This window comes from Jatrophihabitans sp. YIM 134969 (genome assembly GCF_054456675.1).
Genome location: NZ_JBTJEQ010000018.1, coordinates 21218 through 40592, shown reverse-complemented (window position 1 = coordinate 40592; position 19375 = coordinate 21218). Strand labels below are relative to the sequence as shown.

Sequence of the window (19375 nt, the reverse complement as noted above, 5' to 3'; positions counted from 1 at the left end):
CGGCTGCCACGACGACCGGGCGGACCGTGGCCTGGCAGAGCCTAGGACATCAGGGACATTCACGGAAACGCCGGTGCGGCGCGATCATCGGTGATGCCGGATCGTGATGCCGACGGCCGACCGGAGTCTCCCGGCCTGGAACTGTGGTGCGCCCGAAGGGATTCGAACCCCTAACCTCTTGATCCGTAGTCAAGTGCTCTATCCGTTGAGCTACGGGCGCAACGATCGGCCAGTCTAGCGGGCGGTGCCGACCGGTCCGGTGCGGGGGCCCGGGTCAGCGACGGTGGCGGCCGCGTCCGGCCGCGGCGGCCGGGATCCACGCCAACATCAGCGCCAGCACCGCCGCGCCGGCGTGGGGGTGGCGCGCGCGGTCGTCACGACGGTGCCGGCCGACGTAGTCGCCCGACGTGCCGACGTCGGTCGGTTCGGCGGCGGCGTGCTGGGCCCCGCCCCCGACCATGCCGCGGGGTGGCCGTGCCACTGCGGTCATGCGATCACCTCGCCCGACTCCGGCCCACGCACCGACGCGCACGGGATCCGACGCCCAGCGTGGTGGGTGGGGCAGGTGTGACGAGGGAGGCGCGCCGGTGATCGACTCCGTCCGGGCGCACCCGGTCGCGGCACACCGGTACGAGCGTCGGCGGGGTGTGCCGTACCCTTTCCGACGCACTGGTCAGCAGGTCTCGACCCGCCGACCGTGTTGGAGGCTTCGCCTAGTCTGGTCTATGGCGCCGCACTGCTAATGCGGTTTGGGTCTCAAGCCCATCCCGGGTTCGAATCCCGGAGCCTCCGCCCTGTCCGCCGCTGGTGCGACGCCCCGCTCCGCGAGCGCCGCACAGCTCATGCGGTTTGGGTCGGGGGCCCATCCCGGGTTCGAATCCCGGAGCCTCCGCCGCTTTCCCCAGGGCAGCGTCAGCACTCGATGACGTTCACCGCGAGCCCGCCACGGGCCGTCTCCTTGTACTTCACCTTCATGTCGGCGCCGGTCTCGCGCATGGTGCGGATGACCTTGTCCAGGCTCACCACGTGCCGGCCGTCGCCGCGCAGCGCGATGCGGGCGGCGTTGACCGCCTTCACCGCGGCCATCGCGTTGCGCTCGATGCAGGGGATCTGGACCAGCCCGCCGACCGGGTCGCAGGTCAGCCCGAGGTTGTGCTCCATGCCGATCTCGGCGGCGTTCTCGACCTGGTGCGGCGTGCCGCCCATGACCTCGGCGAGCCCGCCCGCAGCCATCGAGCACGCCGAGCCGACCTCCCCCTGGCACCCGACCTCCGCGCCGGAGATCGACGCGTTCTGCTTGTAGAGCACGCCGATCGCCGCCGCGGTCAGCAGGAAGCGCAGCACGCCCTCGTCGGTCGCGCCCGGGACGTAGCGCCGGTAGTAGTGCGCCACCGCGGGGATGACGCCCGCCGCGCCGTTGGTCGGGGCGGTGACCACCCGGCCGCCGGCCGCGTTCTCCTCGTTGACCGCGAGCGCCCAGAGGTTGAGCCAGTCCATCGCGCCGAGCGGGTCGTCACCGGGCGTCTCGAGGCACAGGTGGCGGTACAGCGCGGGCGCACGGCGCGGCACCTTGAGACCCCCGGGCAGCGTCCCCTCGCTGGCGATGCCGTGGGCCACGCAGTCCTGCATCGCCGCCCAGATCCGGCGCAGGCCGGCGTCGACCTCCTCGGCCGATCGCCACGACAGTTCGTTCTCCGCCATCACGCCGCTGATCGGCAACCCCGACTCGCGGCACCGCACGAGCAGGTCCGCGCCGGTGTCGAAGGGGCGGCGCACCGGCGTGGAGTCCTCGACCACGCGAGCCGAGTGCTCGTCGACCACGAAACCACCGCCGACCGAGTAGAACTCCCGCTCGCGCAGCACCACGTCGTCCGCGCCGAACGCCTGGAACACCATGCCGTTGGGGTGGAACGGCAGGGTCTTGCGCCGGTGGAGCACGAGATCGTCGTTGCTGAGTGCAACGGTCGTGCCGTCGGGCAGCCGGAGTCGCCCGGTGGCGCGCACCGCGGCCAGCCGGTCGGCCAACGACGACGGGTCGACCGTCTCGGGTTCGTCGCCCTCGAGGCCCGCGACGACCGCCCGCTCGCTGCCGTGGCCGTGACCCGTCGCGCCGAGCGAACCGAACAGCTCGACGTGCAGACGGTGGACGTCCCGCGCCAAGCCGTCCTCGACCAGGGAGCGGGTGAACCGCGCGGCCGCCCGCATGGGCCCGACCGTGTGCGAACTGGACGGTCCGATGCCGATGGAGAACAGATCGAACACGCTGACCGCCACGCCCCCATCCTGCACCCGGACCTACACTCGCGGCCCGTGGCAGTCGTGCGGACCGCGGAGCACCCGGGTCGGATCGTGTCGGCGACGTCGCTGACGCCGTTGATGCGCCGAATCGTGGTCCAGGCCCCGACGTTGCCCACTGCAACGTTGCTCCAGGACGTCGCCGTGGTCCTGCCCGACCCCGAGGAACCCGACCGCCGCACCATCCGGCGTCGGTACACCGTGCGGGCGGCCGACCCCGCCGCGCACACCCTGGCCCTCGAGGCCGTGCTGCACGGTCACGGACCCGGGGCGACCTGGGCCCAGACCGCCGCGCCCGGTGACGACGTCGTGCTCTACGGGCCGCGCGCCGGCGCCGACGTCCTGACCGGCGACCGGGTGCTGGTGCTCGCCGACGACGCCGGCCTGCCCGCCGTCCTCGAACTGCTCCCCCACCTGACCGGCGCCGTGACGGCCGTCGTCGAGATCGCGGGCGTCGGCGAGGAGCAGCCGGTCCCCGGTGTGGGGTGGCGGCACCGTGACGGTCGTCCTGCGGGCGAACCCGACGTGCTCGTGGCCGCGGCCGCGGAGTTCGGCGCCACCCCTGCTGACGCCGCCTACGTGCTGGCCGAGAGCCGGGTCACGGCGGCGGTGCGGGAGGTGCTGCTCGCGGCCGGGATCCCGCGCGGTCGGCTCCACGCCAAGGGCTACTGGAACCGCGAGGACCCGCGGCGGGCAGGATCGTCGTCATGAGCGCCAGCGGCCACGGCCCGGAATCGCCGAACGGCACCGTCACCACCATCACGCACGGCCGGTACGCCGCGACCGTCACGGAGGTCGGCGGAGGTCTGCACTCGCTCACGTTCGACGGCCGCGACCTGGTCGTCAGCTGGCCGCTCGACACCGTCTGCCCGAACCACCGTGGTTCGGTGCTCGCCCCCTGGCCGAACCGGATCGCCGACGGCCACTACAGCTTCGAGGGCGCGCAGCAGCAGTTGCCGATCAACGAGGTCGACCGGCACAACGCCATCCACGGGCTGGTCTCGTGGTTGCCGTTCGGCGTCGTCGACTCCGGACCCGACCACGTCACGGTCGGCGCCCGCATCTGGCCGCAGACCGGTTACCCGTTCCTCGTCGACGTCGCCGTGCACTACCGCCTCGACGACGACGGCCTGCGCTGGGAGATCACGGCCACGAACCACGGCGGATCACCCGCTCCGTACGGGGCTTCCGTGCACCCGTACCTCGTGGCCGGCCCGGGTCACGTCGACGACTGGACCCTGCTCGTGCCCGCCGGCGAGGTGCTCGAGGTCGACCCCGACCGCCTGCTGCCCCGCGGCGTCGCCCCGGTGCCCGCCGAGTTGGACTTCCGCACAGCCCGCGCGATCGGCGAGACCCGCATCGACCACGCCTACACCGGGCTCACCGGCCGCCGGGTCGAGGTGCGCACGGCCGACGGCAGCGGGGTGGCGCTGGAGATCGGCGATCCCGAGCCGTGGGTGCAGATCCACACCGCCGACCGTCCGGAACCCGACCGCGACCGGATCGGGATGGCCGTCGAGCCGATGAGCTGCCCGCCCGACGCCTACAACAGCGGCACCGACCTCGTGGTCCTGGAACCGGGCGCCTCGCACACGCTGGCGTTGCGGATCGCCGCGCTCGAGGGCTGATCAGCCCCGCACGAGGTCGAGCGGTTCGCGCAGGACCTGCTGCACCATCGTGACGGCCGCGCCGTGCATCGCGGCGTCGGCGCCGAGCGAGGACACCGAGATCCGCGGCTCGCGGCCGGGCACGCGCCGGGCCAGCTCCGCGACGAGCACCGGTGAGAGCTGAGGGGCGATCTCGGCGAACAGCCCGCCGATCACCACGTCGTCCACGTCGACGAGGTTGATGAGCGAGGCCAGCCCGACACCGAGCGCGCGACCGGCGCGGGCGATCGCGCTGGCGCCGTCGGCGGTGCCCGTGAGCGCCGTGACCAGCTCGGCCCGGTGTTCGGGGTCGTAGGGCGACGCCAGGCCCACCGCGGCGGCCAGGGCGCCCTCGCCCGCGTACTGCTCCACGCACCCCGACCCCCCACAGCCGCACGGCGGCCCGGTCGGGTCGGCGACGACGTGGCCGAACTCCCCGGCGAACCCGTGGCCGCCGCGGAACACCTGGCCGCCGAGCACCAACCCGGCACCGACACCGATCTCGCCCGAGACGAACACGAAGTCGGTGCGGTGCAGGGCGTGCCGGTGGGCGAGCGCGGCGAGGTTGGCGTCGTTGTCGACCGTGACCGGCAGCCCGGTGGCGGCGGCCAGAGCGGCGCGGAGGTCAGCGCCGTCCCAGTGCTGGAGGTTCGGGGCGGTGCGCACGACCCCGTTGCCGTCGACGAGACCGGCCACCGCGACGCCCACGCCTGCCACGGGCACGTCCGGCACGAGGTCCGCGACGAGGTCCCGGACGCGCGCCACGACCTCGTCAGGGGGCTCGGCGTGCAGGTCCTGGGGCGTGCGCCGGCTCGCGACCGTGCGGCCGTCGAGGGTGACGGCCGTGGCGGCGAGGACGTCGGCGTCGATCTCGACCCCCACACCGACCGGCGCGTGCGGCGCGATGCGCAGCGGGCTCCCGGGACGACCCGGGCGCCCGGTGCTCGCCGCAGCGCCCAGCTCCTCGACCAGCCCCGCGGCGGCCAGTTCGTCGACGAGCGTCGACACCGTGGCGCGGGTCAGCCCGGTCAGGGCCGCGATCTGCGCCCGGGAGCGCGGGTCGTCGGTCGAGTGGGCGATCGCCGTGAGCACCAGCGACGCGTTGTGGCCGCGGACGTCGACCCCGCCCGCGGGGGCGGGGCGCGGCGGCTGCGACATCACGGTCAGGAGGGTCTCACCGCGAGGCGGTCAGGTCGCGCACCGCGGCGTACTGCTCGCGGATCCGCGGAACGGCCGCGCCGGTGTACTCCTCGGCCGCCGTGGCGCCGTGGTCCGGCCAGACGGGCGGCTCGTCGCCGCCGGTGAGGACCCACGCGGCCTGCCGCGCGGCACCGTCGGCGACGTACTCGCCCGGCGGCGGGACGGCGACGGGCAGCCCGAAGACCTCGGGCGCGACGCGGCGGACGGCCTCGGACTTCGCGCCGCCGCCGACGAGCAGCAACCGCTCGGCCTCGACACCGACCGCGACCATGGCGTCCATGCCGTCGGCGAGGCCGCAGAGCATGCCCTCGACGGCCGCCCGGGCGAGGTGCTGCGGGGTGGCGGTCGACAGCTGCAAGCCGTGGATCGCCCCGAGCGCGTCGGGCTTGTTGGGGGTGCGCTCACCCTCCAGGTAGGGAACGACGACGAGGCCGTCCGCGGCCGACGGTGCCCGCAGGGCGAGCTCGGCCAGGTCGGCGATGGGCACCTGGACGATCGCGGCCGCAGCGTCGAGCACGCGGGCGGCGTTCAACGTGACGGCCAGCGGGAGGAAACGGCCGGTGGCGTCGGCGAATCCTGCCACCGAACCCGACGGGTCCGCGGTGGGAACGTTGCTCACTGCACCGACGACGCCGGACGTCCCGATCGAGAGGGTGACGTCGCCCGGGCCGGCCTGCACGCCGAGCGCGGCCGCGGCGTTGTCGCCGGTGCCGGGGGCGAGCTTCGCGCCGGTGAAGGCCTCGCCCACCACCTGGCTCGGCCCGGCCACCTGCGGCAGGTGCGGGGTCGCGCCGAAGGCGAGTTCGAGCAGATCGCTGCGGTAGGCCTCGCCCCTCGGCGACCAGTAACCGGTGCCGCTGGCGTCGCCGCGGTCGGTCCAGAGTTCGTCGAGCGGCGGCAGGTCGTCGCTGCCCAGCGCCCGGCGCAGCCGCCAGGTCAGCCAGTCGTGCGGGAGGCAGACCGCGGCCACCTTCGCCGCGTTCTCCGGCTCGTGGTCGCGCAGCCAGCGCAGCTTGGTCGCGGTGATGCTCGCGACCGGCACGGTGCCGACGGCCTCGGCCCAGGCGGCCGGGCCTCCCAGTTCGCGGATGAGGTCCTCGGCGGCGCCGGCCGAGCGGGTGTCGTTCCAGAGCAGGGCGTCGCGTACGACCCGGCCGTCCGCGTCGAGGCAGACCATGCCGTGCTGCTGCCCGCCGACGCCGATGGCCGCGACGTCGTCGAGCCCGCCCGCCTGCTCGGCCGCCTCGGCGAGCGCCACCCACCACGCCTGCGGGTCGACCTCGGTGCCGTCGGGGTGCTTCGCCCGCCCCTCCCGCACCAGTTGGCCGGTCTCGGCGTCACGGATGACGACCTTGCAGGACTGGGTCGACGAGTCGACTCCGGCCACCAGTGTCATGACTCTCTCTTCCCCCGAACGCGATCTTGCGAGATCTGGCGGCACCTGGCCGCCAGATCTCGCAAGAAGCGTGAATCTACTTGTCGCCGAGCAGGTGGCGGTAGGCGAGGCGGTTGAGCTTGGCGAAGCCCAGGCCCTTGGCGCCGACGGACACGGCGTCGAACTCCTCGAACGCGCTGCGATCGGCCGCGAGTTCGCGGTACGACTCGCCCGGCGAGAGCGTCGGGGTGGCGAGTTCGCCGACCTTGGCCTCGGCGAGCGCCTCCTGCACGGCGGGGTCGGCGCGGAAGGCGACGGCCCGCTCCTTGAGCAGCAGGTAGCTCTCCATGTTCGCGGCCGCCGACTCCCACACGCCGTCGATGTCCTCGGTGCGGTAGGGCTTGTAGTCGAAGTGACGCGGACCGTCGTAGGCCGGGCCGCCACCCGGTGCGCCGTGCTCGAGCAGGTCGACGAGGGAGAACGCGTTGAAGACGTCGCCCCAGCCGAAGACCAGGTCCTGGTCGAACTTGATGCCGCGCTGGCCGTTGAGGTCGATGTGGAACAGCTTGCCGGCCCACAACGCCTGGGCGATGCCCTGCGCGAAGTTCAGGCCCGCCATCTGCTCGTGGCCGACCTCGGGGTTGATGCCGACGATGTCGCCGTGCTCGAGGCCGTTGATGAACGACAGCGCGTGGCCGAGGGTCGGCAGCAGGATGTCGCCGCGGGGCTCGTTCGGCTTGGGCTCGATGGCGAACCGGATGCCGTAGTCGTTGTCCTTGACGTACTGCGCGAGCATGTCCAGGCCCTCGCGGTAGCGGTCGAGCGCGGCCTGGATGTCCTTCGCGAGGTCGGACTCCGAACCCTCACGACCGCCCCAGAACACGAACGTCTCGGCGCCGAGTTCGTTGGCGAGGTCGAGGTTGCGCATGACCTTGCGCAGCGCGTAGCGCCGCACGTTGCGGTCGTTGGCGGTGAACCCGCCGTCCTTGAACACCGGCTGGCTGAACAGGTTGGTCGTGATCATCGGGACCGAGATGCCGGTCTCGGCCAGCGCCGCCTTGAAGCGGTCGATGATCTTCCGGCGCTCGTCCTCGTCGGTGCCGAAGGGCACCAGGTCGTCGTCGTGGAAGGTGATGCCGTTCGCGCCCAGGTCGTTCAGGCGGTGGACCGCCTCGACCGGGTCGAGCACGGGGCGGGTCGCCTCGCCGAACGGGTCGCGGCCGGCGTAGCCGACCGTCCACAGTCCGAAGCTGAACCGGTCACTCTTCGTGGGGGTCGGGGCCACGATGCCTCCTCATTTTGTCAGGGCACTGAACTAAAGCCAGACCATAGCGACCCCACGCCCGTCCGTCGAGCCCCAGCCTCCTCCCCCGGGGTCAGGTGCCCGCCGAGAGGTCGTAGAGGGTCGAGCCGCCCACGGTCGTCGCGGTGAACGTCGACTCCACCCACTGCTGGATGGCGTAGGCGGTCGAGGACGTGGAGTCGGTCGAACCGATGAAGCCGTTCGACGCGACGTACCAGTGCACCTGGCCGTTCGCGACCAGTTCCTGGAACGCCGCCAGCGTGATCGCCGGGTCGGTGCCGTTGTAGCCGCCGAGCGCCATGACCGGGACGTCCGCACCGAGCTGCAGCGACGCCGCCTCGTTGTCGCCGGTGACGGCCGCGGCCCAGGTGTACGACGACGCGTCCTGCCGCAGCGCGCTCGCCACCGCGTCGTCGACCGCCGTGGCGCCACCGAGACCGTTCGCCCCCATGCCCCCGCCGCGGCCGCCGGCCGCCCCGCCCACACCGGGCGTGGTCGGCCCACCGCCGGCGCCGAACGACGGCCCGCCTCCGGTCCCCGTGCCCCCGCCGGGGAACCCACCACGGCCGGTGGTGCCACCGGGGCCCGCACCGCCGCCCGGCCGGCCGCCGCCGAACCCGCTGGTGGAGACCGGACCGGCGGAGGGGATCGCGCCGGTGTGGGCCGTCGACGCCGTCTGCACCGCCCACGCGGTGGACCCGCCGAGGCCGCCGACCACCCCGGCGAGCAGCGCCAGCACGACGACCCCCCGGGCGACGGTCGCGGAGCCCGCCAGCACCACGGCCACGACCGCGACGGCGCCCGCGAGCACGACCACCCAGCGCAGCCACCCGACGTAGTCGGCCCGGCCGAGCAGGACCGACGACCACAGGGCCGCGGCGGCGATCACGGTCGCCAGCACCCAGACCGCTCCCGGACGGGTCCGCTCCCGCCACAACGCGCCGACGCCGAGCCCGACCAGCGCGGCGATCGCCGGCGCCAGGGCCACCGTGTAGTACGCGTGGATGATCCCCTGCGCGAAGCTGAAGACCAGGGCCGTGACCACCAGCCAGCCACCCCACACGATCGTTGCAGCGCGCAACCGATCTGTGCGTGGCGCCCGCCAGGTCAGCCACACCAGGGCGGCGAGCGCTACGAGCGCCGCCGGCAGCAGCCACGAGATCTGTCCGCCCATCTCACTGCCGAACAGACGGGAGAGCCCCGTGTCACTCGAGGAGAACCCGCCGGTTCCACCGCCGACCGCGCCGTTGTTGCTACCACCGGAGAGCCGCCCGATGCCGTTGTAGCCGAACACCAACTCCAGGATCGAGTCGTTCGTCGAGCCACCGACGTAGGGCCGCGAACCCGACGGCCACAGCTCGACCAGGGCGATCCACCAGCCCGCGGACACGACGAGCGCCAGGCCACCGGCGAGCAGGCTCCGGATCCGCGTCCACCACGAGCCCGGCGCCGCGACGAGGAACGCGGCCGCGAAGCCCGGCACCACCAGGAAGGCTTGCATCATCTTGGTGAGGAACCCGAAGCCCACCAGCACCCCGACCAGCACCAGCCACCGTGTGCGGCCGTTCTCGCACGCCCGCACGGTGGCGTAGGCCGCGGCCGTCATGAGCAGGACCAGCAGCGCGTCCGGGTTGTCGAACCGGAACATCAACGCCGCGACCGGGGTCACGGCCAGCGCCGCACCGGCGAGCAGACCCGCACCCCAGCCGGCGAGCCGGGTCACCGCCGCGTACAGGACCGCGACAGCTGCGACACCCTCAAGCGCCTGCGGCACGAGGATCGACCACGAGTTGACGCCGAACACCCGCGCCGACAACCCCATGACCCACAGCGCAGCAGGCGGCTTGTCGACCGTGATGAAGTTCGACCAGTCCAGGGAGCCGAACAGGAACGCCTTCCAGCTCCTGGTCCCCGACTGCACCGCAGCCGCGTAGAACTGGTTGGCCCAGCCCGAGGCCGACAGGTTGACGAGGTACAGCAGCGCCGTGCCGAGCAGCAGCCCGCCGAGAGCGGCGTGCCGGGGGTGGAGGCGTCGAGGGCGGGCGGTGGCGACGAGGTCCGTCACCGTCGGTTCGCCGGGCGCGAGATCGACCGGGCGGACGGGTGCGGTGGTCACGAGGTCGCCGCCGGCTGCGTGAGGTCGTAGACGGTCGAGTTCCCCACGGTGGTGGCGGTGAAGTTCGCCTCGACCCACTGGGAGATCTCACTGTCTCCTCCACGGCCCATCCCACCGCCGCCGATGAACCAGTGCACGTCGCCGGCGGCGACCCACGCCTGGAACTGGGCGAGGGTCGGTGCCGGGTCGGATCCGGTGAACCCGCCGATCGCCATCACCGGCACACCACCGGACGCGAGCTCCAACGCCGCCGCGGTCTGCGAGCCGATCGTCGCCGCCGCCCACCGACTGTCCGTTGCACCTTGCACCAGTTTCACCAGCGCGGACGACACCGACGCCTCTGCGCCGCGCCCGCCGGTGGGGGCGGTGCCGGTCGACGGCGCGCCGTCCCCGCCGCCGGGGGAGGTACCGGCACCGCCCGTCCCATCGCCGGATGCCGAGCCCGACTGCGACCCCGGAGCACCGGGGAAGCCGCCGGTCCCACCACCCGGGAACCCGCCGGTCCCCCCACCGGGGAAACCGCCCGAGGGCGCCGTGCCACCACGGGCACCGGAGCGGGCGCCGAAGCCGCCGAACCCGCCGCTCACGGCCGGGCCGGCCGACGGCATCGAGCCCTGCTGGGCCGTCGACGCCGTGGTCGCGGCGTACGCCGCGGGCGCGGCCAGCCCGGTGAGCGCGATCGCCACGGCGGCGACGACCGCCACCGGTCGACGGAACGCCGAACCCAGGACCGGACCGGCCAGAGCGGCGACGGCCGCAGCGAGGCCCAGCAGCAGCACGACGTAGCGCAGGCCCGGCCAGTAGTCGGCGCTGCGGCCGAGCAGGACGAACGCCCACACGCCCGTCACCGCCGCGGCCGCCGCGAGCACCACCCGGGCGCCCACCTCGTGCCGGAGGCGCCAGGCGACCACCAGGCCGATGCCCACCAGCGCCGCGATCGCCGGCGCCAGCTGCACCGTGTAGTACGCGTGGATCGTGCCGCTGGCGAAGCTCAGCACCGCGCCGGTCACGAGCAACCACCCACCCCACACGACCGTTGCAGCTAGCAACCGTCGGGTGTCGGTCCCCGACCGCCGAGCCACGATCCCGACCGCCAGCAGCGCGACGGTCGCGACCAGCGCCGCGGGGAGCAGCCACGAGATCTGGCCGCCCATCTCGCTGTTGAACAACCGGCCGAGGCCCGTCGAGCCGCTGAACGACATGCCGCCGCCGGCCCCACCGCCGCCGCCGGTCGGCCCGCCGCCCTCGTTGCCGGTGAGCCGGCCCAGGCCGTTGTAGCCGAAGGCGAGCTCCAGCGGGTTGTTGTTCGTGGAGCCGCCGATGTACGGGCGGTCGGCCGCGGGGGTCGCCAGCACCGCCACCACCCACCAGCCCGCCGAGACCAGGATCGCTCCGACACCGACGAGCAGGTGCACGATCCGCTTGCCCCATCCCAGCGGCGCGAACAGCAGGAACGCCACCGCGAACGCGGGGATCACCGTGAACGGCTGCAACCCCTTGGTGAGGAAGCCGAACCCGAAACTGACGCCCAGCACGACCATCCAGCGCAGCCGCCCGCTCTCCAACGCGTGGGTCAACGCCCACGCGCCGACGACCAGCAGCAGCACCATGAGCGCGTCCGGGTTGTTGAACCGGAACATCAACACCGCGACGGGTGTGAGCGCGAGCGTCAGCCCGGCGACGAGCCCCGCGGTCCACCCGAACCAGCGGCGCACGGTGAGGGTCAGCAACGCCACCGACGCGACCCCCATGAGCGCCTGCGGCACGAGCATCGACCAGGTGTTGAAACCGAAGACGCGCCCGGCGATCTCCATCGGCCACAACGACATCGGCGGCTTGTCGACGGTGATGAAGTTCGACGCGTCGAGCGATCCGAAGAAGAACGCCTTCCAGCTCAGGGTGCCTGCCTGCACCGCGGCGGCGTAGAAGCTGTTGGCGTTGCCCGACGCCCCGAGTCCGACCACGTAGAGCAGGGCCGTACCGAGGAGCAGGACGCCGAACGCGGGCCGGGCCCACCGGGGCGTCGACCGGTCGGTCCGGTCGAGGACCGCGAACCGCGGCGGGAGGTCGGCGGGTGCCGGGTCGTCGACGGCCGGGAGTCCGGCGGCGGGCGGATACGGCGAGTCGTACCACGGGGACGTGGTGGACGACGTGGTGCTCATCGGGTTGCTCCCTGGTTGCGGCGGGTCGTGGTGACGACGGTGCGGAGGACGACGAAGCGCAGCAGCGTGGCCGCGAGGTTGGCGAGGACGAGGACCGACAGTTCGAGCGGACGGCCGGGATCGCCCACGGCGTGCAGCACGGCGAGGCTCCCGGCGGTGAGACCCAGCCCGAGCCCGAACGCGGCGAGGCCGGCCAGGTGGTCGCGAGCGCGGTGGGCACGGTCACGCACGCCGAAGGTGAAGCGGCGGTTGACGGCGGTGTTGCCGACGGCCGTCACCAGCAGCGCGAGGAAGTTGGCCGGCTGCGCGCCGAGACCACCGCGCAGCAGCACGAACAGGAGCAGGTAGGCCAGCGTGCTGAGGACCCCGACGGCACCGAAGCGCACCAGTTGACGGACCAGCCCCGGCTCCACCCCCGGGACGGGGTCGGGGTGACGGCCGATCTGGTGCCGCAACGTTGCCACCGACAACGATCCGCTCAGCACCCCGCGCCCGAGGCGCAGCACGCCGCGCAGGTCGGCGAGGGCCGTGGCGACGATGTCGACCCGGCTGTCGGGGTCGTCGACCCAGTCGACGGGCACCTCGGCGATGCGCAGGCCACTGCGTTGGGCGAGGAACAGCAGCTCGGTGTCGAAGAACCAACCGGTGTCCTCGACGAGCGGCAGCAGCTGCCGGGCGAGGTCGGTGCGCACGGCCTTGAAGCCGCACTGGGCATCGGTGAACCGGGTCCGCAGGGTCGTGCGGAGCAACAGGTTGTAGCTGCGGGAGATGAGCTCCCGCTTGGGGCCGCGCACCACCCGGGCGCCGCGTCCCAGCCGGGTGCCGATGGCGACGTCACTGTGGCCGGAGACCAACGGCGCGACCAGGGGCAACAGCGCCTTGAGATCGGTCGAGAGGTCGACGTCCATGTAGGCGACGACCGTCGACTCGCTGGTCGACCACACCCGCCGCAGCGCCCGCCCGCGGCCCTTGGCGTCCAGGTGCACCGCGGTGACCCCGGGCAGGGTCGACGCGAGGTCGCTCGCGATGGCCCAGGTGGAGTCGATGCTGGCGTTGTCGGCGATGGTGATCCGCCACGAGAGCGGGAACTCCTGCGTCAGGAACGCGTGGAGCCGTTCGACGCTCGCCACCAGAGTGGCCTGCTCGTTGTACACGGGGACGACGACGTCGACGTCCACCCGCGCGGGCGGCGCCTGTGGCGGGACGACCGTCGGGCCGGCGCGTTCTGTGGTGGTCACGCGGCGCTCCCGTCGCGCAGGGCCAGGGCCGGGCAGAGCGCGACCAGCCGTCGGGTCGTCGCGGCGTCGGCCACCGCGCCCGGACGGAACCGGGGGTAGCCCCACGGGTCGGCGGTGACCAGTTCGGGGGCCAGCGCCGCGCACAGGCCGTGGCCGTCGCAGCGGGTCCAGTCGACGGCGAGGCGGCGGGCGCCGTCCCCGGTCGTCGGCCGGCTCACGCGGTCACCTGCAACTGGCCGAGCACCGGGCGGCCGCAGCCGCCGGTCGCGTGCGCCGCGACCTCGGCCGCCAGGACCCGGAGTCCGGAACGCACGAACCGCGCGGCACCGTCGGGGTGGGCGCAGGCGCCCCGGCCCTCGACCAGATCCGCCAGCAGCACGGCCGCACCGTCGTCGGGCCGGCCGCGGTACAACGCCTCGACGGCACCGGCGAGCGCGGGCAACCCGGAGAGGCACGGGCCGCAGCGTCGCGCCGACTGCGCGGCGAGCCACCCCGTGACCCGGGCGAGCTCGCCGAGTCCGCAGGTGTCGGTGCCGACCACGGCGACGACGCCGGCACCGAAGGTCCCGCCCGCCGAGGTCAGGCCGGCGCGGGAGAGGCGCAGCGACGGGTCGGGCGCCACCCACGCCCCGTGGTAGCCGCCGACCACCAGCGCCTGGGGGGTCGCGGCACCGGCGGTCCGCAGCACGACGTCGACCGGCAACCCGGTCGGGATCTCGACCACGCCCGGGTGGGCGACGGCGCCGCTCACCGTCACCAGGGAGGTGCCCGGTTCGGCGGTCTCCCCGGTGTGGGCGAACACGCCCGCGCCGAGCCGGACGAGGACGGCGAGCTGCGCGAAGGTCTCCGCGTTGGAGAGCAGACTCGGCCGCCCGCCGACACCATGCACCGACGGCAGGACCCGCCGCCCGGGTGGGACGGCCGCCCGGCCGCCGAGGCCCCGGACCAGGGCCCGGGCCTCACCCGCGACGAAGCCGCCGCCGACGGCGACGACGCGGACAGCACCGGCGTCGTGCCGATCGTTGCAGGCTGCAACCAAGGCGTGCCGCGCCGCTGGATCCTCGACGGCGACGAGGATCTCGCGCGCTCCCGTCGCGGCGGCGGCCACCAGCGCACCGTCGAGCACCAGGTGCGGCACCCGGCGCATGAGCACCCGGTCCTTGCGGCTCGCGGGTTCGCTCTCGTGGCCGTTGACGACCACGGTGGCCGCGCCCGCGGCTACGCGCAGTTTCGCCGCCACCGGGAACCCGGCGCCGCCACGGCCGGTGAGCCGGACGGCGTCCGCGAGCTCGACCAGGCGCTCGAGGGACGGCAGCGGTAGCCGGCCGTGCTGCGACACGTGGGCGCCGGAACCGACGACGGCCGCGCGGTCGAGGCCGGCGAACAGCCGTGGCGTTCCGATGACGCCGACCTCACGGTCGAGCTGGTTCTGGTCGGGGAGCAGAGCGGTCACCGGGACACCTCCAGGGTGCGGGCACGGACGGGAACGGTGGCGAGACGGGGCTCGGCCAGGCGGTAGCCGACGGCGACGACCACTGCCGCGACACAGGCGACGGTCAGGGCGACGGCCCACGCGCGCCCGGCGTCGGTTCCCGCGGTCATTCCGTGGAGCACCGCCGCCGCCCAGCAGGGGTAGGCGAGCAGGTGCACGCCGCGCCACAGACGCGAACCCCGCTCGCTGCGGGCCATCCGGCGGCGGGCAGCGCCGAGGGCGGCGACGGCGACGAACCCGTAGACCGCGACCGTTCCCAGGGCCACCTGCCACGGCCGGTACCCCGAGGCGCCGGGGACGAGCGCGCCGAGAAGTCCGACGCCGGCGTAGGAATCCGCAATGATCGTTGCAACATGCAACGTGACCACGATCAGGCCGGCCACGGCGCCGGCCCGGTGGGCGTACTGCAGGACCACCCGACGGGTCGGGGACAGCCGTCGTGACGACTGCAACGCGCCACCCGCGGTCGCGAGCGTGAGCAGGACCAACGCGGCGAACCCCGCGCCCCGCGCGGTGTACCAGATCAGCACGGCTGGGGCGCGTCTCGGAACTGCCGCGGCGCCGCGCAGCAGAGCATGGACTTCCGGGACACGTCCTGGGCCGCCCGTCCGCCGGGTTCGGGCCAGCCGCCGAGGGTGCGGACCGCACCGCCGGACGCGACCAGGCGGGCGTCGAGGTCCCGGCGGGCGAGCCACGACACCGCGCCGTCGCCCAGCACGAGAGCGGCGGTGCTGGCGACGTTCGCGGCGAGCGCCGACGGGGCGGCGACGGTCACCGTGCGCCACGGGCCACCGGCGGGGAGGCCGGTGCGCGGGTCGATCACGTGGTGGACCGTCACGCCGTCACTCCGCCAGGCGCGCACCGTGGTCGTCGACGTCGCCAGCCCGCCGCCGTCGAGGAAGACCTGCTCGGCCGGGCCGCCCTCGTGTTCGGCGACCGCGACCGCCCATCCGTCAGCGGCGGGTGCCGGGCCGGCGACCGCGAGGTCCCCGCCGAGTTCGACCAGGACCCCGCAGCCGAAACGGGTGTGGAGGGTGGCCGCGGCCCGGTCGGCGGTGGCCGCCTTGGCCGTCGCGCCGAGATCCAGCAGCGTCCCGGCCGGGACCGTGAGCAACCCCGCGGCGTCGTCGAGGGCGACGTCGCGCCAGGACGCCCGCGGCCCTCCGGTCAGCGCTGCGCGGGGACCGACGTCGCGACCGCGGATCAGGGCGATGTCGCGGTCGTAACCGAGCGCCGCCAGGTCACCACCGACGGTCGGATCGACCATGCCGTCGGTGTCCCGTGCGGCGGTCAGCGCCTGCCGGACCAGTGCGACGAGCTCGCGCGACACGGCGACCGGTCGGCCGGCGTGGGCGTTGGCCCGGCTCAGCACCGAGTCGGGTCGGAACCGGCTCGCGGCCACGTCGACGTCGTCGAGGAGGGCGCGCAGGTACGCGGTGGCCTCCGGGAGCGCCCGGTCGTCGGTGACGACGAGGCGCACGGTCGAGCTCCAGGCCCGGAACCGCGCGGCGGCGGTCACGACCCGTTGCTCCCGCCCTGCGCGGAGCCACCGGAGTCGTTCGAGCTGACCGACCCGCCCGAGGAACCCGTCGAGTTCGACGAGTCCGAGGACCCGGTCGAGGTGTCGGTGGGCGCCGTCGTCGTCGCGTCCGAGCCGGTCGACGTGCCGCCGGTGACGGCGCTGCCGGTGTCGGTCGAGGTCGACGTCGAGGCGCCGTCGGTGCTGGTGGTCTCGGCGTCGGCGTCGGTGGCGACGACGGTGACCAACGTGCCGAGGCTGATGGCGGCGAACGCCGCGACGGTGGCGACCGCGCGCTTGCCGCGCAGGAGGACGGCGGCGCCGGAGGGGTGCGGTGAACTCATGCCCGCCACGGTGCTGGCGGGCGTGTTGCGGCGTCCTCAGGTCACCGTCAAGCGAACCTCAAACGCACCTGTGCACACGTGAGGCCCCCGGCAGTCCGCCGGAGGCCCCACGTGCTGCACCGGGTCGGGGGAGCCCGGACGTCAGGGCGCCGTCACGCGGCGGTGGGACGCGTGACCACGACGCGCACGTTGCGGCGGCGCGGCGCGACCAGACCGCTGCGGTGCACCCCGAGAGCGGGTGGCGTGACCGTCGGCAGCGGGTCCACGACGGCCTCGAGGGGGACGAGCTCCTCGACGACCGCGGCGGGCTCCGCCGCGGCCGCGTGCTTCGCCACCGCCGGGGTGCGCACGGCCACGCGCTTGCCCGGCGCGGCCGGCGGCGTGGTGAGCCGCGGCAGGCCGTCGAGGAACTGCAGACCGGCCAGCGCGAACGAGGGATCGGCGTTGCGCGAGGAACCGTGCTTGCCGTGCGGGTACCAGGTCGCGCGCCGGCGCAGCAGCGCGAACAGTGCGTCCTGCGTCGGCCCGTCCACCGGGGTCGGCAGGGTGGCGGCGACGGCGGGAACGTCCTCGGCCGCGACGACGCGGACGCGGTCGTCCACCAGCGGGCGACGCCGCGTGACCGTTGCACCGTGCACCGCCACCACGACGTGCACCGGAGTGTCGTCCGGAACCCGCGACGCCACGTGGTCGGCGAGCTTGCCGAGGTGGGCGACGATCTTCTGCGGCACCCCGTCGAAGACCACGGTGTCGCCCGCCGCCGAGACCTCGCCGTCGGTGAGGTGTTCGGACAGCACGACCACCACCCCGGCCGGGCCCACGAGCACGTGGTCGAGCCGCTCGGCGTGCCGCCCACTCGGCACGCTGTGCAGGGCCACCCAGCCGTTGGACATCGCGGCGATCGCCTCGCCGAGGGTCATCGCGCCCTCGGCGGCCGTCTCCCACTCCGCCCGCTCGTCGCGTTCCTTGCACACCGAGCTCGCGAAGAAGAACAGCGGTGACTCGTCGACGCACTTGAACGCCCGCTCGAGCTCCCACACCCCGGCCTCGTGCGCGGCGAGGTCCTTCGCGGCCGGGATCTCCGGCCGACGCGCCAGGCGGAAGTCGGTCACCGCGCGCCACAACATCGGCCGGAGACTCTCCGTTGCGGTGTGCAACGTTTCGTCCACGAGGTCGAACCACCCGAGCTGCCGACCGGTCGCGGTGGTGATGTAGAGCCGGTCCAGATCGCCGCGGCGCCAGTGTCGGACGATGGGGATGTACATCGGATGGCCTCCGCGGGGGACGAGGTTCGGTACGCGTGAAGCTACGTGCGGTGATCAAGCCCGGCTAGTCGAAGCGTCAGAGTCTTCCGCCCGAGAATTCCGCCGACCGGATCAGGGCCGTCCGAGGCGCAACCGGACCACACCGCCACCCGTCGCCGGGCGCTCCACGATCAGGGATCCCCCGCTGTTCTCGGCACATCGGGCCGCGATCGACAACCCGAGACCGGTCGAGCCACGGTCGCTGCGGCCGCGCACCCCGGCTCCGTCCGGGATCCCCGGGCCGCGGTCAGCCACCACGAGGTCGGCGCCGTCCGCCGTCGCCACGAGGGTCACGCGGAAGTCGGTGCCCTCGGGGGTGTGGGCCAGCACGTTCTCGACCAACGCGTCGACGGCCGCGGCGAGGTCGGCCGTCGCGGCCCGCACCGCCACCGGCTCCGACGGCAGGTCGACCTCGACCCCCCGGCCCTGGTCCTCCGCGAGGGCCGCCCAGAACGCCGTGCGGTCGGCCACGACGGCCGTGGCGTCGCACGAGGGCACCAACCCCTCACGTTCGGCCCGCCGCGCCGAACGGATCACCGCGGTGAGCGTGCGTTCCAGCGCCGCCGCGTGCGCGCCGATCCGCTCGGCCTCGACCGGGTCGCGCAGGGTGTCGGCGTCGAGGCGCAACGCGGTCAGCGGCGTGCGCATCCGGTGGGAGAGGTCGGCGACGGTCTCGCGTTCCTCGTCGATGAGTTCGTCGATGCGCCCGGCCAGGCGGTTCAGGGCGGTGCCGACGTCGGCGACCTCGCGGGGTCCGACCGTCGGCGCCCGGGCCTCGATGTCGCCGGCCGACAGCCGGTGCGCCGCCTCCGCGGTCGCGGTCAGCGGCGCGCTGATGCGCCGGCTGACGACCACCGCGGCCCCCGCCGCGACCAGCAGCAGGAACGCGCTCGCGCCGCCGAGCAGCGCGTACCAGCCGGTGGCGCCGCTGGAGAGCAGGTCGTCGGTGGCGAACACCGCCACGACCACGTCGGCGTCGCGGTTGAACCCCAGGGCCAACTCGCCGTCGGCGACCGCGGTGGGTCCACCACCGGGTGCGACCGGGCGCGGGGCGTCACCGTCCGGGTCGAAGCCACCGCCGCCGGAGTTGGACGGGCGCTGGGGTACCGGCACCCCGTCCGGCAACGCTCCGATGACCACACCGCCCTTGTCGACCCGGGTGCTGGTGCCGTTGTCGTACTCCTGCTGGATGTAGGCCCGGATCTGGTCGGGCGTCGAGTTCCCGCGGATGGAGAACGCGATGCTCTGGGCTTGCTGCTGCAGTCGTTGCCGGGCGTCCTGGGAGGTGCGGTTGTCGATGAGCAGCGCCAGCGGGATGACGAACGCCAGGACGACGAGGAACGTCGTCGACAGCGTGAGCAGCAGGATGCGGCGCCGCACG

17 protein-coding genes and 2 tRNA genes are annotated in these 19375 nt (G+C 74.0%); 3 read left to right on the top strand and 16 right to left on the bottom strand.

From position 1 onward, the window contains the following. Positions 1-144: 144 nt before the first annotated feature. A tRNA-Arg gene (locus ACXR2U_RS11470) sits at positions 145-220 on the bottom strand. Positions 221-274: 54 nt separating this feature from the next. Next, positions 275-490, bottom strand: a complete 216-nt coding sequence (locus ACXR2U_RS11465) for a hypothetical protein (RefSeq protein WP_458825149.1) — start codon at positions 488-490, stop codon at positions 275-277. Positions 491-702: 212 nt separating this feature from the next. On the opposite strand from ACXR2U_RS11465, the gene ACXR2U_RS11460 reads away from it, so the two are divergent. After that, positions 703-792: transfer RNA gene (locus ACXR2U_RS11460), tRNA-Ser, on the top strand. A gap of 120 nt (positions 793-912) precedes the next feature. On the opposite strand, the gene ACXR2U_RS11455 is transcribed toward ACXR2U_RS11460, so the two are convergent. Next, the gene (locus tag ACXR2U_RS11455; RefSeq protein ID WP_458825148.1) at positions 913-2274 is read right to left on the bottom strand and encodes an L-serine ammonia-lyase; all 1362 of its coding nucleotides are present in this window, start codon (positions 2272-2274) and stop codon (positions 913-915) included. 36 nt (positions 2275-2310) lie between these two features. Between ACXR2U_RS11455 and ACXR2U_RS11450 the strand changes: the two genes are divergently transcribed. Together ACXR2U_RS11450 and ACXR2U_RS11445 are read left to right on the top strand one after the other, a co-directional pair. Beyond that, positions 2311-3006 (top strand): siderophore-interacting protein, encoded by a 696-nt coding sequence (locus ACXR2U_RS11450; protein WP_458825147.1) that lies wholly within the window; start codon positions 2311-2313, stop codon positions 3004-3006. Continuing rightward, positions 3003-3923, top strand: coding sequence for an aldose 1-epimerase family protein (locus ACXR2U_RS11445; protein ID WP_458825146.1), 921 nt, complete (start codon positions 3003-3005; stop codon positions 3921-3923). The genes ACXR2U_RS11450 and ACXR2U_RS11445 overlap by 4 nt, the downstream gene beginning before the upstream one ends. On the opposite strand, the gene ACXR2U_RS11440 is transcribed toward ACXR2U_RS11445, so the two are convergent. From ACXR2U_RS11440 to ACXR2U_RS11380, 13 genes are all read right to left on the bottom strand, one after another. After that, positions 3924-5099: an ROK family protein gene (locus ACXR2U_RS11440; protein WP_458825145.1), complete on the bottom strand. Its 1176-nt coding sequence runs from the start codon at positions 5097-5099 to the stop codon at positions 3924-3926. Positions 5100-5115: 16 nt separating this feature from the next. After that, positions 5116-6537 (bottom strand): xylulokinase, encoded by a 1422-nt coding sequence (gene xylB, locus ACXR2U_RS11435; protein WP_458825144.1) that lies wholly within the window; start codon positions 6535-6537, stop codon positions 5116-5118. A 76-nt stretch (positions 6538-6613) separates the two neighbouring features. Continuing rightward, the gene (xylA, locus tag ACXR2U_RS11430) at positions 6614-7801 is read right to left on the bottom strand and encodes a xylose isomerase (RefSeq protein WP_458825143.1); all 1188 of its coding nucleotides are present in this window, start codon (positions 7799-7801) and stop codon (positions 6614-6616) included. Between the two features lie 91 nt (positions 7802-7892). Beyond that, a complete protein-coding gene (locus ACXR2U_RS11425; RefSeq protein WP_458825142.1) occupies positions 7893-9935 on the bottom strand; it encodes a glycosyltransferase family 39 protein in 2043 nt (680 codons plus the stop codon). Beyond that, positions 9932-12097 carry a glycosyltransferase family 39 protein gene (locus tag ACXR2U_RS11420; RefSeq protein ID WP_458825141.1) on the bottom strand — a complete coding sequence of 722 codons (2166 nt, stop codon included), beginning with the start codon at positions 12095-12097 and terminating at the stop codon, positions 9932-9934. The genes ACXR2U_RS11425 and ACXR2U_RS11420 overlap by 4 nt, the downstream gene beginning before the upstream one ends. Further along, positions 12094-13275, bottom strand: a complete 1182-nt coding sequence (locus ACXR2U_RS11415; RefSeq protein WP_458825203.1) for a glycosyltransferase — start codon at positions 13273-13275, stop codon at positions 12094-12096. Before ACXR2U_RS11415 ends, ACXR2U_RS11420 begins: the two co-directional genes overlap by 4 nt. A 56-nt stretch (positions 13276-13331) precedes the next feature. Then, a complete protein-coding gene (locus tag ACXR2U_RS11410; protein WP_458825140.1) occupies positions 13332-13553 on the bottom strand; it encodes a ferredoxin in 222 nt (73 codons plus the stop codon). Then, on the bottom strand, positions 13550-14788 hold the full coding sequence (locus ACXR2U_RS11405; protein WP_458825139.1) for an NADH-ubiquinone oxidoreductase-F iron-sulfur binding region domain-containing protein: 1239 nt from the start codon (positions 14786-14788) through the stop codon (positions 13550-13552). The genes ACXR2U_RS11410 and ACXR2U_RS11405 overlap by 4 nt, the downstream gene beginning before the upstream one ends. Then, the gene (locus ACXR2U_RS11400; protein ID WP_458825138.1) at positions 14785-15357 is read right to left on the bottom strand and encodes a ferric reductase-like transmembrane domain-containing protein; all 573 of its coding nucleotides are present in this window, start codon (positions 15355-15357) and stop codon (positions 14785-14787) included. Before ACXR2U_RS11400 ends, ACXR2U_RS11405 begins: the two co-directional genes overlap by 4 nt. Next, positions 15351-16346: an FAD:protein FMN transferase gene (locus tag ACXR2U_RS11395; RefSeq protein ID WP_458825137.1), complete on the bottom strand. Its 996-nt coding sequence runs from the start codon at positions 16344-16346 to the stop codon at positions 15351-15353. Before ACXR2U_RS11395 ends, ACXR2U_RS11400 begins: the two co-directional genes overlap by 7 nt. After that, on the bottom strand, positions 16343-16690 hold the full coding sequence (locus ACXR2U_RS11390) for a hypothetical protein (RefSeq protein WP_458825136.1): 348 nt from the start codon (positions 16688-16690) through the stop codon (positions 16343-16345). Before ACXR2U_RS11390 ends, ACXR2U_RS11395 begins: the two co-directional genes overlap by 4 nt. Before the next feature lie 152 nt (positions 16691-16842). Further along, positions 16843-17955, bottom strand: a complete 1113-nt coding sequence (locus ACXR2U_RS11385) for a hypothetical protein (protein ID WP_458825135.1) — start codon at positions 17953-17955, stop codon at positions 16843-16845. A gap of 111 nt (positions 17956-18066) precedes the next feature. After that, complete coding sequence (locus ACXR2U_RS11380) at positions 18067-19374, bottom strand: HAMP domain-containing sensor histidine kinase (protein WP_458825134.1); 1308 nt, start codon at positions 19372-19374, stop codon at positions 18067-18069. Position 19375 lies beyond the last annotated feature (1 nt).